The 14,321-nt window shown below is 60.5% G+C and carries 11 protein-coding genes; 5 read left to right on the top strand and 6 right to left on the bottom strand.

The window, feature by feature from the left end; genetic code table 11:
• The first annotated feature begins 68 nt into the window (after nucleotides 1–68).
• From PPGU16_RS31905 to PPGU16_RS31895, 3 genes are all read left to right on the top strand, one after another.
• Nucleotides 69–1,628, top strand: a complete 1,560-nt coding sequence (locus tag PPGU16_RS31905; protein ID WP_180726709.1) for a PqiB family protein — start codon at nucleotides 69–71, stop codon at nucleotides 1,626–1,628.
• A 13-nt stretch (nucleotides 1,629–1,641) separates the two neighbouring features.
• On the top strand, nucleotides 1,642–2,679 hold the full coding sequence (locus PPGU16_RS31900; RefSeq protein WP_243460742.1) for an alpha/beta hydrolase family protein: 1,038 nt from the start codon (nucleotides 1,642–1,644) through the stop codon (nucleotides 2,677–2,679).
• Nucleotides 2,680–3,027: 348 nt separating this feature from the next.
• The gene (locus PPGU16_RS31895; RefSeq protein WP_180726708.1) at nucleotides 3,028–3,972 is read left to right on the top strand and encodes an AEC family transporter; all 945 of its coding nucleotides are present in this window, start codon (nucleotides 3,028–3,030) and stop codon (nucleotides 3,970–3,972) included.
• A gap of 23 nt (nucleotides 3,973–3,995) precedes the next feature.
• Here the strand turns inward: PPGU16_RS31895 and PPGU16_RS31890 are convergent, their stop codons facing one another.
• Nucleotides 3,996–5,243, bottom strand: coding sequence for a Zn-dependent hydrolase (locus tag PPGU16_RS31890; RefSeq protein WP_180726707.1), 1,248 nt, complete (start codon nucleotides 5,241–5,243; stop codon nucleotides 3,996–3,998).
• 534 nt (nucleotides 5,244–5,777) lie between these two features.
• Here PPGU16_RS31890 and PPGU16_RS31885 point away from each other — a divergent pair.
• Nucleotides 5,778–6,086 (top strand): DUF4148 domain-containing protein, encoded by a 309-nt coding sequence (locus tag PPGU16_RS31885; protein ID WP_180726706.1) that lies wholly within the window; start codon nucleotides 5,778–5,780, stop codon nucleotides 6,084–6,086.
• Between the two features lie 155 nt (nucleotides 6,087–6,241).
• Here PPGU16_RS31885 and PPGU16_RS31880 read toward each other — a convergent pair whose 3' ends face one another.
• The 4 genes from PPGU16_RS31880 to fdnG all read right to left on the bottom strand — a co-directional run bounded on the left by PPGU16_RS31880 (nucleotide 6,242) and on the right by fdnG (nucleotide 12,481).
• On the bottom strand, nucleotides 6,242–7,387 hold the full coding sequence (locus PPGU16_RS31880) for a porin (RefSeq protein ID WP_180726705.1): 1,146 nt from the start codon (nucleotides 7,385–7,387) through the stop codon (nucleotides 6,242–6,244).
• 441 nt (nucleotides 7,388–7,828) lie between these two features.
• The gene (locus tag PPGU16_RS31875) at nucleotides 7,829–8,464 is read right to left on the bottom strand and encodes a formate dehydrogenase subunit gamma (protein ID WP_180726704.1); all 636 of its coding nucleotides are present in this window, start codon (nucleotides 8,462–8,464) and stop codon (nucleotides 7,829–7,831) included.
• The gene (gene fdxH, locus PPGU16_RS31870) at nucleotides 8,461–9,399 is read right to left on the bottom strand and encodes a formate dehydrogenase subunit beta (RefSeq protein ID WP_180726703.1); all 939 of its coding nucleotides are present in this window, start codon (nucleotides 9,397–9,399) and stop codon (nucleotides 8,461–8,463) included. The genes PPGU16_RS31875 and fdxH overlap by 4 nt, the downstream gene beginning before the upstream one ends.
• Nucleotides 9,400–9,409: 10 nt before the next feature.
• Complete coding sequence (gene fdnG / locus PPGU16_RS31865; protein ID WP_180726702.1) at nucleotides 9,410–12,481, bottom strand: formate dehydrogenase-N subunit alpha; 3,072 nt, start codon at nucleotides 12,479–12,481, stop codon at nucleotides 9,410–9,412.
• Nucleotides 12,482–12,770: 289 nt separating this feature from the next.
• On the opposite strand from fdnG, the gene PPGU16_RS31860 reads away from it, so the two are divergent.
• A complete protein-coding gene (locus PPGU16_RS31860; RefSeq protein ID WP_243460741.1) occupies nucleotides 12,771–13,358 on the top strand; it encodes a DNA-3-methyladenine glycosylase in 588 nt (195 codons plus the stop codon).
• Nucleotides 13,359–13,365: 7 nt separating this feature from the next.
• On the opposite strand, the gene PPGU16_RS31855 is transcribed toward PPGU16_RS31860, so the two are convergent.
• A complete protein-coding gene (locus PPGU16_RS31855; protein ID WP_180726701.1) occupies nucleotides 13,366–14,286 on the bottom strand; it encodes a LysR family transcriptional regulator in 921 nt (306 codons plus the stop codon).
• Between the last annotated feature and the right edge of the window lie 35 nt (nucleotides 14,287–14,321).

Below are 14,321 nucleotides of genomic sequence, written 5' to 3'. Positions count from 1 at the left end.
AAGGCGTGCGCAGCCATCGTTCGCCGGTTCGGCAGGCGACTGTGCGACGTGATCACTGGAACGCTGTGATGAAGAGCCGGCGCCGGCCGTCGGCTGTATGGCTCATTCCTCTTGCCGCGCTGCTAATGTGCGGCGCGCTGCTCGTTGCGTCCGTCTTGCAACGCGGACCTCGTATCAGGATCAGTTTTACGAGCGCCGAAGGACTCGAGGCGGGTAAGACGCGGGTGCGATACCGGGATGTCGAGATTGGCACGCTCACCGACCTGCATCTCACATCCGATCGCGCACGGGTTCTCGCCGATGTGCAACTGGACGACTCGGCAAAAGCCTTTGCGGCATGCGATACGCGATACTGGGTGGTACGTCCGCGTATCGGCATGACAGGTATTTCCGGGCTTGCAACGGCTATTTCAGGTTCGTATATCGCCGCCGATACGGGGCGCACTGCCGGCGTTTGCAAAGACTTTGCGGGCCTGGAAGTGCCGCCCTCCGTCACCTCCGATCAGAAGGGAAAACGCTTTGTGCTTCACACAAGCTCTCTGGGGTCGCTGACACCTGGCTCGCCCGTCCTCTTCCGCCGCGTTCAGGCCGGTCAGGTTCTCGGCTATTCGCTTTCGAAGGATGGCGCGGAGGTGATCGTCGATGTCTTCGTCAACGCGCCTTACGACCAGTTTGTCACCTCGACTACGCAATGGTGGCACGCGAGCGGAATCGACTTGCGCTTCGATTCCAACGGGCTGCGACTGGACACCCAATCGGTCGCGTCGATCCTCTCCGGAGGGGTCGCGTTCGATATCGTTGGGCCGGCAACGACGCGATCTCAGGCATCGGATGGCACGTCGTTCGCACTGTCCGCGACGCGGACGGAGGCCGCGCGTCAAGCCGAGGATGGTCCGGCCGCGCGTGTGCTCATGCGGTTCGGACAGTCGTTGCGTGGCTTGTCGATCGGTGCACCGGTGGATTTCCACGGTGTCGAACTGGGTCAGGTCGTGGCTATCGATGTCGACTTCAATGTTCGAACCGCGCACGTCGACATGGTCGCTACACTCGATCTTTACCCGTCGCGGCTCGGACGACGCTACCGGGAAGCGCTAGGAAACGGCGATGGCGCCGAGGGCCGACGATTGTTGCATCAACTGGTTGCCGACGGGCTACGCGGACAATTGCGCACGGGCAGCGTGTTGACCGGCCAGCGTTACGTCGCACTCGACTTCTTTCCACACGCTCGCGCGGTCAGGATCGATACGCAGCGAACGCCCGTCGAACTGCCGACGGTACCCAATACACTCGAAGAACTTCAGGACCAGCTTGCAAGCATCGTGAAAAAACTCGACGATGTGCCCATCGATGAGATTGGACACAATCTCGACAAGGCGCTCCGGAACTCGGCGTCGCTGTTCCAGAAGATCGATGGCGAGCTGGTCCCCGAGACGCGGGCGGAACTGGAAGCCGCGCAGCGTTCGTTCGACGCGGCGAACGCTACGCTTGCGAAGGACTCTCCGCTTCAAGCCGAAGTGCATCAGGCGCTGGGCGAATTGCGTCGAACGCTTGCCAGTCTTGGCTCACTGTCGGAGTATTTGCAACGGCATCCTGAATCCCTTTTGTGGGGTAAGCCGGACCATAACTGATCCGATCAGATTCATGAAAGCTGCAACGGCGCGCGGCGCGAACAACGCACAGAGGGAGATTGCTGTCGTGAGGCTATTTGCTGTGGTTGCTGTCGTTTGCGGTTTGCTTGCTACGCCAGCTTTTGCTGCCAACGTCGGCTTCGAGGAAGTGAAGATCGCCAATGGTGCGGAACCGCCATTGACGGTCGGAATCTGGTATCCGACGGACGCTGCTGCAGTCGAGCAAACCGTCGGCACCCACACGGAGACTGTCGCACGGGATGCACCCGTCGCAGGCCGTCGCTTGCCGTTAATCGTAATCTCGCACGGCGGTGGCGGCTGGTACGACAGCCATTACGACACCGCCATCGCGCTTGCCCGCGCCGGCTTCGTGGCAGCGGCGGTAAGTCATGCCGGTGACACGTTCGACGATCAGAGCCGCGTTATGCAGCTATGGCGTCGTCCGGTTCAACTGCATCGGTTGGTGGACTACATGCTCGACGAATGGGCCGATCATGAGCATCTGGACAAGGCGCGCGTCGGCGCGTTCGGCTTCTCCAATGGCGGCTTCACTGTGCTCGTGATGCTGGGCGGTGTACCGAACCTGTCCGAGATCGCTCCATATTGTCACGCACACCCGGATCACGACCTGTGCAGCGCGCTGCAGCATGCCGGAGTCAATCCCGACCTGGCTGAGACTGTGCCCGCCAGCGTGTGGCTGCGGGACCCGCGAATCAAGGCCGCCGTGATTGCGGCTCCCGCTTTCGGATTCGCGTTTGGACGCGCAGGTTTGAGCGGCGTGCGCGCGCCAATTCAACTGTGGCGGGCCGCCGATGACCGTCATCAGCCGGACCCATACTATGAAGAGGCAGTGCGCGTCGACCTGCCCCATCCGCCCGACTATCACGTTGTACCGAACGCAGGACATTACGATTTTCTGCCGCCTTGCGATGCGCGCCTCGCCCGCAAAATGCCCGCCCTTTGCAATAGCTTGCCGGGCTTCGATCGCGCTGCGTTCCATGAGCAGTTCAATGAAGATGTGGTCGATTTCTTCCGCGCGGAGTTGCACTGAGTCTTGCCGTTGCGCCGGCGTCTAGCGGTTGACGTCCCGCAGAAGCAGACAGTCGAGACCCGCGATGAGCAAAACGAAAATCACCTTTTCCCCAATGAGAATCAGCGTCACTGCGATTGCCAGCTAGACCAGGGATCGCCATTCCCCAACGCACACCCCGTGTGAGAAAGCCTCCCGACACTGTGTTCGACGAGCGGCACCTTCACAGCGTGCTCCGACATTGCGCGTTATGGTTGTGAACTGCTCGCCAAACGAAGTGCGACACGTTCGATGTGAATCGGCTCATGCCGTGCAAGCGAATCGAAAAGCAGCGCGATATCTACCGGTTAATAAAACAGGAGTCGTCCTTTGCTCAACACCATTCTCAATGGACTGTTGCCGGTTGCATTCGTCATCATGCTCGGTTGGCTCTCGGTGCGCATCGGCTTGTTGAAGCACGACGACGCCAGCGTGCTGGCAACCCTGGTGGTCCGGTTTGCGCTGCCTTTTGCGCTGTTCGAAGGCGCGGTCAAGACCTCGCCGGACAAGCTGCACAACGTGGGCTTCGCGCTGTGCCTGACACTTGGCTTGATGGGTACGTATGTCATTGCGCTGGGCGTCGGCCGCTTTGTGTTCAGGCATGACCTGCGCACCGCCACCATGCAGGCACTGGTGTGCGCTTTTCCGGACATGGCTTATTTCGGCGCGCCGATTCTCGCCGCCGTGTTCGGGCCGGAGGGATTTCTCGCGGTGCTGGTCGGCAATCTCGTCACCAGCATCTTCATGCTGCCGCTCACCATCGTCCTGACCGGACTGGGCGACAAGAACGAGGCGGGAAAGGCGCAGCCGGACGTGTTGCGGGTATTTGGACAAAGTATCGCGCGCGCCGTCATCCATCCCATTGTCTGGCTGCCGATCTCGGGCATGGTGCTGAGCTTCTGCCATGTCACGCTGCCCGGACCCGTCCTGACCTCCGTCGACCTGATCGCAAAGGCCGCGGGCGGGACGTCGCTATTTGCGCTCGGATTGATACTCTATGGCGAGCGCTTCGTGATCAACGCCAACGTCCTCGCGAATCTGGGTATGAAGAACTTCCTGCAACCGGCCTTGATGGCGCTCGGCGCCGTATTGTTTGGCGTCGTGGGCGCACCGGCTCACCAGGCCGTTATCACGGGCGCCGTGCCGACGGCCACCGCGGCCGCCATGTTCGCGCTCAAGAGCAATACGTACACACGCGACGCCACCGCAACCATCCTGATCAGTACGATTCTCGGCGTCGTGACCGAGGGACTGCTGATCGCGTATTTTTTCTGAGGATGCAAACGGGACATCAGCCATCAAGCTGAAAGCCGCAACGCCTCCACGATCCCCGCCGCCGCCCGTGCCGCCACCTCACATCCGAGCACGATATGCGCCTCGGCCGTATCTTCGATGAAATCGTGACTGACGCCGCCAATGCTCGGCACGAAAAGCATGCAAGCGGGAATGTGATGCCCGATCACCTGCGCATCGTGAGACGCGCCGCTCGGCATCCGAATCCACTGTCCCGGCGCGACCGCTTCGGCCGCTTGCGCAATATGCTGCTGCCACGCCGTATCCATCACGACCGGCTCCTCGGGACCGTCGCAAGGCATCAGCTCGACGGGCACGGCATGCTGCGAATTCCACTCGTCCACCAACACAGCAAGGGCGCTTTCCATCGCATGCAGCCGCTCGGGGTTGCCGTCGCGGAACTGCAAGTACATCTCAGCCTTGCCGGGCACCACACTGAACGAACCCGGATCGAGATCGATCCGGCCGACCGTCCACACCGTATCCGCGTCCGCCAGCCGGCCAAACGCCGCGTCGATGCGCGCGATGAACGCAACCAACGCCGCACCCGCGTCCCGCCGGATGGACATCGGCGTCGTGCCCGCGTGATTGCGCTGTCCGGTGAAGCGCAACTGAAACTCGCGGATGCCGACAATCGTCGTCACCACGCCAATCGACTTCCCCGATGCTTCGAGCCGACCGCCCTGCTCGATGTGCGGTTCGAGATACGCGCGTTGTCTCGCGCGATCGAGCACCACGCGCGGCGCGTTCGCAAGGCCTGCTTGCGTGAGCGCATCGCCGAGCAACACGCCTTCACGATTGCGGGCGTGCTGCAACGACGCATCGATTGCATCGCCGACGAAACTACGGCTGCCGAGAAAACTCGAAAACGTGCCCTCTTCGTCGATCCACGAGGCAACGTCCACCGCGAAATCACGCGTTGCCGCGCATTCGTGAAGGGCGCGCGCGATTTCGAGCCCGTAGATCACGCCGAGCGCGCCGTCCAGCCAGCCGCCCGTCGGCTGCGTATCGGTGTGCGAGCCGATAACGAGCGCCGGGCCGGACTTGCGCGAGCGTCCGAACACCGTACCGGCACCATCGATAGCCGCGTCCAGCCCGGCATCCGTCATGCGCCCCGCGAGCCATCGGCGCGCTTCCATATCGACCGGTGAGAGCGACAGGCGCACCACGCCGGGTCCGTTGGCGCCGAAGCTGCGCAGCGTCTTGAGATCGTCGAGCAGGCGAACGGGATTGATGCGAGGGAAGTCGTGCACGCGAGTTCTCCAAAACACGGGTCGATGGACAAAGCGTGATTTTCGCATCAAGGCGATAGATTCGCGTGGAACGATAGAGTCAGCCTGTCGCGCAGCGTGGCACGGCTTCCTGGTCTATGCAGTGGCAGCGTCCGTGATACGAACGGTCATGCTTCACTCGTTTCGCACGCTGCGTGAGGCATGTTGGCCGCGCGTGTGTGTCTGCGTTGTCGAGTTCCCTTTCCGCTGTCCATCAAGCCCTCTCCCTGCTTCCCAGCACAACAGTGTTTCCCGAGGGGAATAAATCCCCAACGTGCACGGTATTGCCTCACGTGTCGGCAGCGTTGCCGGCCCTTGCCCACCGGGCGAGGGGCGTACGTCGATGCAAATGGTGAGCGTCGTTGGCATGTTCGACATGCTGTGCATGCACAGACCCAACAACAATGCTTTCCACCTGGCCACCTTAATCTCGCGCCTGTTGCTATCTACACTGCAGTCACTGGTTCTCGAACAGAAATCGTTTGAAGACCAAAACAAATACTGGAGGTCACTATCATGAAGTCCCTGATTCAAGCCGCTGTTATTGCCGCTGCCCTCGCCGCTCCCGTAGCCGCATTTGCGCAGTCGAACCAGCCCATCACCCGTGCGCAGGTGCGCGCCGAACTCGTTCAGCTGGAAAAGGCTGGCTATCACCCCGGCGATGGTGACAACACCACCTATCCGGAACAGATTCAGGCAGCCGAAGCGAAGGTCGCCGCGCAGAACAATGCGACGGGCGTCGGTGGGGTCACCAGCGGATCGTTTAGCGCAGGTCACGCGGCCGTCTCGAAGGCGGACTGGGACGCGATGTACAACCGTCCCTGACATGCGCGCGATCTGATATGAAAACTGGCCGGCTGTCGCTGTTGAATTCGATAGCGGGCCCGAGTCGTTGTACATCACCTCCGCTGTCGAGTTCCTCGACGGCTTCGCACAGACCTCGAAGGTCTGTGCGTCTTTTTCGCTTCGCCTGGACCCGATCAGAACCGTGCGCGCATGCCCACCGTGCCGACAACCTGATTGGCCGTCGATGACGCACCGCCCGAGTTATTGATAAACGCCACATAGCCGTGGCCAGTCGTGTGCTGGTACATCGCTTCGGCGTAGACATCCGTGCGCTTCGAGAACGAATAGACTGCCTGCACATTGACCTGATTCCATTTCGGATCTGCGCCAAAGGTCGTGGTTTGGGATACGTGTCCGTCCGTGTACGTGTACGACCCGCCAAGCGCGAACGCGTGCGTGAGTGCGTATTTCACGTTTAGATCGTAGTTGTCGAAGCGGAGCGTGCCGTTATTGGACCCGAACGACTGCGTGCCCTGGAACTGGCTATGAGAATAGGCAAACCCGACAACGGCCGGACCATAGCTATAGTTGATGGCGGCCGCTGCGGTGCGTTGTACGTCGGCGCCAAGCTGGAATCCGCCTACCCCGTTTGCGCCCGATTCGGCTGTGTCGATAGCGCCCGTAGCCGACGTCGTCGAGTTCGATCCGTTTATCTGCAGATAAGCCGCCGCGATATTCAACGGACCGCGGCTATAGATCGCGCCGACGCTGTAGGCCCGATTGTTTGCGAAGTTCTGGTTGTTCGAGAACGCGTACATGCCGCCAAACTTGAAACCGTGATAGTCGGGGCTGCTGTATTTGATCGCGTTGTTGATACGGAAAGAGTGATCGAAATTGTCGTTGTCGTACGGGTGAGCAAACCCGGTGTCGCCCAAAGTCCCCGAGACGCCTGACAATGGCGCGACGTAATCCGTCAGGAAGTCGTATTGACGTCCCAATGTCAACGTGCCGAACATGTCGCTCCTGATGCCCACGAAAGCCTGCCTGCCGAAAAGCCGGCTATTTTGCGCAAGCTTGCCGTTCTGCACGTTGAATCCATTTTCCAGAACGAAGATTGCATGCAGACCGCCGCCCAGGTCTTCAGATCCGCGAAGACCAAACCGGCTTCCGTTGATTTCGCCGCTGGTCGCCTGGAACAGTGAACCATGCGATCCGCCCTTCACCACGTTGTTTGTGTACATGAGCCCTGCGTCGATGAGACCGTAAAGGGTCACGGAGCTCTGTGCGTGCGCAGCAGTCGCTGCGACCATCGAGAATGCGACAACAGCGATTCGTTTCATTTGCCACCTCTTGAAAGAAATCGACTTCGTCCAGTGAAGAATCGTCAAATAGCGTGTGGTGTCCGGACTCCTCGGAAGTACGTTTCTGGCGGCTCAAGAAGCGGATATTTATTTATGTGAAAGCCGATCGTCAAACAGCTATTTATATTTTTACGCGGCCGAAGTATTGGATTGTTTTTCTTCGTTTATTCGTGGCTGCCACGCGAACCAAAAGGACATCGAGCGGCGTCGGCAAAGGCGAGCCGCAGCGAAGTCCTGTCACTTCATCTTGATCGCTTCAGATCATTCATCCAGATCGAAAATTCTCGGGACGAAGACACACGCATGAATCACATAAGAGCGCAAACGCGACCAGGCGTCGATTGCACTTTTGTATTGGCGGTCATACTTTGGTTTAGTTGGTTTTTGCACTGAGCCAACAAGCGCACTGACTGCACGGGCTTACTTGATACTCTCGCGAAACCACTTCGGATGATGCTTGCGCGCCCAACCGAGCGTCACCGTGCCACGCACCATCGCGCCGATCGAACCCTTCACCCAGATCGCCGCGTAGATATGCACGATGATGCTGCAGATCAGCACGAACGCCGTCGCCGCATGAATCACGGCCGCGACGCGCACCACTTCGATCGGAAAATAGAACGCGAAATACGCGCGCCAGATGACGATGCCGCTCAGCAGCAACAGCAGCAGGCACACCACAAGAACAAAGAACAGCAGCTTCTGCCCGGCGTTGTATTTGCCGACTTCGGGCAGCCGGTCTTCGCGGTTGGTGAGTACATCGTTGATCTGGCGCAGCCACTGCCGGTCGTCGGCATCGAGGTAGTTGTGATGCCAGAAGCGCAGCGCAAGAATCATGAACGACACGAACATCACGAGACCGACGAACGGATGCAGAATACGCGTCCACTGTCCACCGCCGAACAGCGCGGACAGCCAGAACATCGACGGATGAAACAGCGCCAGGCCCGACAGCGCGAGCAGCACGAACGTGATTGCCGTGATCCAGTGATTCGTGCGTTCGTTCGGCGTATAGCGCACGATCAGGTCCGGGTTCTCATGCCGATGATGTTTCATTTGACGGGCTCCTCGGGCTTGTGCTCGCGACGTTCGCGGATATCGCGCGCGGCGTTGCGGGCGGCGTCTTCGTCTTCTTCGCTGACTTCGTTCGGACCGATGCGCGTGTAGTGGAAGAAGCCCGCCAGTGCCGTCAGCGCGATAGCCGCGACGCCGAGCGGCTTCGCAAGGCCTTTCCACAGTTTCACGAACGGGCTGATATGCGGATCGTCGGGCAGCCCGTGATACAGCGACGGCTGGTCAGCATGATGCAGCACGTACATCACGTGCGTGCCGCCCACGCCTGCCGGGTTGTACAGTCCCGCGTGTTCGAAGCCGCGTTCCTTCAGGTCGACGATGCGTTCTTCCGCGTGCTGGATCATGTCGACCTTGGTGCCGAACACGATCGCGCCCGTCGGGCAGGTTTTGACGCACGCCGGTTCCTGACCCACCCCTACGCGGTCCGAGCAGAGCGTGCACTTGTAGACGCGATGATCGGTCTTCGACAGCCGTGGGATATTGAACGGGCAGCCCGCAATGCAGTAGCCGCAGCCGATGCAGTTCTCCTCGTGGAAATCGACGATGCCGTTCGTGTACTGCACGATCGCACCCGGCGACGGACACGCCTTCAGGCAACCGGGGTCTTCGCAGTGCATGCAGCCGTCCTTGCGGATCAGCCATTCGAGATCGCCTTTCGGGTTCTCGTACTCGGTGAAACGCATCACCGTCCACGAATGCTCGGTGAGGTCGCGCGGGTTGTCGTAGATGCCCGTCGTGATGCCGACCTCGTCGCGCAGGTCGTTCCATTCCATGCACGCCGTCTGGCACGCCTTGCAGCCGATGCACTTGGTGACGTCGATCAGCTTCGCGACGTCGCCGGTGACAGGCTCGCGCACCGACGTCGGCTGTACCGTAGTGGCAGAGAGACGTCTGATATCGAGCGATTGAAATGCCATGACGTCTCCCCTATGCCTTCTCGATTTTGACGAGGAACGACTTCGATTCCGGCGTCTGCGAATTTCCGTCGCCCACGGCAGGCGTCAACGTGTTCGTGATATAGCCAGGTTTCGTGAGCCCCTTGAAACCCCAGTGCAGCGGAATGCCGACCGTCTGCACCTTCTTGCCGTCGATCATCAATGGCTTGATCCGCTTCGTGACGACGGCGACGGCCACGATATATCCGCGCTTGCTCGACACCTTCACGCGATCGCCCGCGACGACACCGATTTCTTTCGCGAGGTCTTCGCCGATCTCGACGAACTGCTGTGGCTGCACGATCGAGTTCAGACGTGCGTGCTTGGTCCAGAAGTGGAAGTGCTCGGTCAGACGATAGGTGGTACCCGTATGCGGAAATTCGGGCGACTTGCCGAACGCCGCACGATCGTCGGGAAAGACGCGCGCAGCCGGGTTGCTGGTCGCCAGCGGATTGTTGGGATGGAAGGTGTTGTAGCCTAGCGGCGTTTCGAATGGCTCGTAGTGCTCGGGGAACGGTCCTTCGTTCATCGCATCGCGCGCGAAGAAACGCGCGACACCCTCCGCGTTCATGATGAACGGATTCATGCCGTTCTCAGGCGGCTCGTCGATCTTGAAGTCGGGAATGTCGGGGCCGCTCCAGCTCGTGCCGTTCCACGCAATCAGCTTGCGCTTCGGATCGAACGGTTTGCCGCTGAGGTCGCACGACGCGCGGTTGTACAGCACGCGCCGGTTCGCAGGCCACGCCCATGCCCAGTTCAGCGTCTGGCCGATGCCCGTCGGGTCGCTGTTGTCGCGCCGGCCCATCTGGTTCCCGTTCTGGGTCCACGCGCCACAGAAGATCCAGCAGCCGCTCGTCGTCGTGCCGTCGTCCTTCAGTTGCGCGAAGCCGGCCAGTTGATCGCCTTTCTTGACCAACACTTTCGATGCATCCTTCGGGTCTGTAATGTCGGCGAGTGCGCGGCCGTTGTACTCCATTGCGATCTCTTCGGGCGTCGGGCTTTCAGGGTTCGCGTAAGGCCAGTCGAGTTTCACGATCGGATCGGGATACTTGCCGCCCTGCTCCACATACGCCTTGCGCATGCGCAGAAACAGACCCGACATGATCTCGAGGTCGCTGCGTGCCTCATTGGGCGGCTGTGCGCCTTGCCAGTGCCATTGCAGCACACGGCTCGAACTGACTAACGAACCGCGCTCTTCGGCGAAGCAGTTGGTCGGCAGCCGGAACACCTCCGTCTGGATCTTCGACGCATCGACGTCGTTGTATTCGCCGTAGTTCTTCCAGAACTCGGAGGTTTCCGTCGCGAGCGGGTCCATGATGACGAGCCACTTCAGCTTTGCGAGGCCCGCCGACGTCTTCGCCTTGTTCGGCGCTGCCGCGAGCGGATTGAAGCCCTGGCAGATATAGCCGGTGACCTTGCCCTGATTCATCAGCTCGATCATCTGCATCAGGTCGTATGGCTTGTCGAGCTTCGGCAGGTAGTCATAGCCCCAGTTGTTGTCGGCCGTCGCAGCGGCGCCCCACCACGATTTCATCATGCTGACGAAAAACGCGCGGTAGTTCCTGTAATAGCTCAACTGGTTCGGCCGCAGCGGCTGTGCGGCGCGCTTCTTGATGTAGCCGTCGAAATCCTGCTCAGGCTCGTTCGGCAACGTCATATAGCCGGGCAGCGAGTTCGACAGCAGCCCGAGATCCGTCAAACCCTGAATGTTCGAATGGCCGCGCAATGCGTTCATCCCCCCGCCTGCAATGCCGATATTGCCCAGCAGCAGTTGCACCATCGCACCCGTGCGGATCATCTGCGCGCCAACGGAGTGTTGCGTCCAGCCGAGTGCGTAAAGGATCGTGCCGGCGCGGCCGGGCGTCGAGGTCGTCGCAAGCGTCTCGCAGACGTGCAGGAATTTGTCCTTCGGCGTGCCGCAGGTCTTTTCGACCATCTCCGGCGTGTAGCGCGAATAGTGCTGCTTGAGCAGGTTGTAGACGCAGCGCGGATGCTGCAGCGTCATGTCGACTTTTGCGTAACCGTCGTCGCCGCGCTCGTAGTCCCATGTCGTTTTGTCCGGGTACTTGTGCGCGTTCGCGTCGTAGCCGGAATAGATGCCGTCTTTGAACGAAAAGTCTTCGCGGACGATGAACGCAAAGTCCGTGTAGTTCTTCACGTACTCGTGCTGGATCTTGTCGTTGGTCAGCAGATAGTTGATCACGCCGCCAAGAAATGCGATGTCGGTACCCGTGCGGATCGGCGCATAGAAGTCCGCGATCGACGCCGTTCGCGTGAAGCGCGGATCGACCACCATCAGCTTCGCCTTGTTGTGCGCCTTCGCCTCCGTCACCCATTTGAAACCGCATGGGTGCGCCTCGGCTGCATTGCCGCCCATCACCAGAATCACGTCCGCGTTCTTGATGTCGACCCAATGGTTCGTCATCGCTCCACGGCCAAACGTCGGGGCAAGACCTGCCACCGTCGGGCCGTGTCAGACACGCGCCTGGTTGTCGAACGCGAGCATCCCCATGCTGCGGATGGCCTTGTGCGTCAGATAACCGACCTCGTTGCTGGCCGCCGATGCCGCCAGCATGCCCGTGGTCAGCCAACGGTTGACCGTTTTGCCATCTTCAGTCTTCTCGACGAAGTTGGCGTCGCGGTCTTCCTTCATCAGCTTCGCGATGCGGTCAAGCGCGTCGTCCCATGAAATGCGTTGCCATTGGTCGGAGCCAGCAGCGCGATACTCGGGATACTTCAAACGGCTCGGGCTATGGATGAAGTCGATCAGGCTCGCACCCTTCGGGCACAACGTGCCGCGATTGACCGGGTGATCGGGGTCGCCTTCAATGTGGATGATGCTGGCCGTCGCGTTCTTCGCGCCGTCGCCCAGGCCGTACATCAGGATGCCGCAGCCGACTGAGCAATAAGGACACGTGTTGCGCGTTTCGGTAGTACGAGCCAGTTTGTACTGTCGGACTTCGGCGAGCGCGGGTTCCGGCGAGAAGCCCATCAGGGCCAAACTCGATCCGGCCAGCGTGCTCGCCGTCACCTTCAGGAACTGACGGCGGGACATTTGCAACATGGTCGCCTCTCGTTCTGATGCTTGAGCAAGTGGCGAGAGTATATGTCGCTTCCCGTATTGCGTATTGGGAGGGTACGTGACCACTTCGTTGCGCAAGCAACGCGCACCCTGACGGGTCAGACTGTTGAGCAACGCGAAACCTGTCTTTTCCGTTCGCGTCTTTAAACATCAGTCCGGGTAGTGAATACTCGCGTCGACCCTACGCCGCAACCGATAACATGAGCAAGCTGTTTTAACCGCGAATCTGTCTGTGTCGCTGCACAGGTTTGCAGTTGAATCCTTACCCACCGTGACCTTACGCCTTTCTTCCAATATCGGATCGATCGATTTTGCGGCGTCCGCCGACCTGGTCGCACAGCGGCTGATCGGCGCGATCCTGACCGTGGATGGCGTTGGCGGCCGTATCGTCGAAACGGAGGCGTACGATCCCGAGGAACCGGCGTCGCATGCTTTCGGCGGACTGACGACGCGCAACACCGTCCTGTTCGGACCGCCCGGACACGTCTACGTGTACCGGTCGTACGGCATTCATTGGTGCCTCAACTTCGTGTGCCGTGAAGAAGGTCACGGCGCCGGCGTACTGATCCGCGCGATCGAACCGTTGACCGGCCTGGACGCAATGCGCCAGCGGCGCGGGCTCGAACCGGTCCGTCAGCTCTGTTCCGGACCAGGCCGCGTTGGACAGGCACTGGGCATCACGCACCGGCACAACGGCATGTCGTTACTGGAAGCGCCTTTCCATATCGAAGCGCCGCAAGAACCAGTGTCGATCGTGACGGGGCCGCGCATCGGCATTACCAGGGCAATCGCTTTGCCCTGGCGTTACGGTCTCGCCGCGTCGAAGTTCTGGAGCAAGCCGTTTCCAAAGCACACTTGAGCGCGGTTCATGCTGTCGTCGCGTCATCGAGTATGCGCGAGGTACGGGTCCGCAAACGCGGCGCCACGAAGTCGAGAAACGCGCGTAACTTGAGCGGCAAAGGCGCCTGGCCTTTATGCACGAGACTGATGGGCAAGGGTGCCGATTCGAATGTGTCGAGCACGATGCTCAGTCCGTTGTCACGAATGGCATCCGCGACCTGATACGACAACACACGCACCAGTCCGACACCGAGCTTCGCGGCTGCGATCGCTGCTTCCGCCGTATTGACGGCAAATCGTGACTGAACGGGCACGGACACTTCCGACTTGCCCGACCCGAACACCCAGGCACGCGTCGAGGCGAGCACCTCGAAGGTGATGCACTGATGCGCTGCGAGATCGCGCGGCTTGACGGGCACACCATGTGTTGCCAGATACGCGGGGCTCGCGCAGACGACGCGGCGGACCGTTCCCACTCTCGTCGCCATCAGCGTGCTGTCGGGCAGTTCGCCGATCCGGACGGCGACGTCCGCCTGCTCTTCCATCAGATGGACGACGCGATCCGTGAGCATGAGACTCACGTCGATTTCCGGATAGTGCGCGAGAAATTCCGCAACCACGGGCACGACGTGCAAGCGGCCGAACACGACGGGTGCCGTGACCACGAGTTCGCCCTTGGGAGACGCGTATTCGCCCGTCGCCGCACGCTCGGCTTCCGCGATCTCATCGAGGATCCGCCGGCACGCCGCCACGTACGAGGCGCCCGCTTCCGTCAATGACAACTGCCGCGTCGTGCGTTGAATCAGACGTGTCTTCAGATGCGATTCCAGTTCTGCCACCTTGCGGCTCACCGTCGCCAACGGCATGCCGAGGCGCCGCGCCGCCGCCGACAGACTGCCCGAATCAACGACAGCGACAAGGATGGACATGGAATCAAGCCGGTTCATCGGATGGGCCTATCAAAAAATGGAAGGATGATTCC

Source organism: Paraburkholderia largidicola (genome assembly GCF_013426895.1).
Classification (GTDB): domain Bacteria; phylum Pseudomonadota; class Gammaproteobacteria; order Burkholderiales; family Burkholderiaceae; genus Paraburkholderia; species Paraburkholderia largidicola.
The sequence above is the reverse complement of the archived record's forward strand: the minus strand, read 5'-3'. Positions and strand labels throughout refer to the sequence as shown.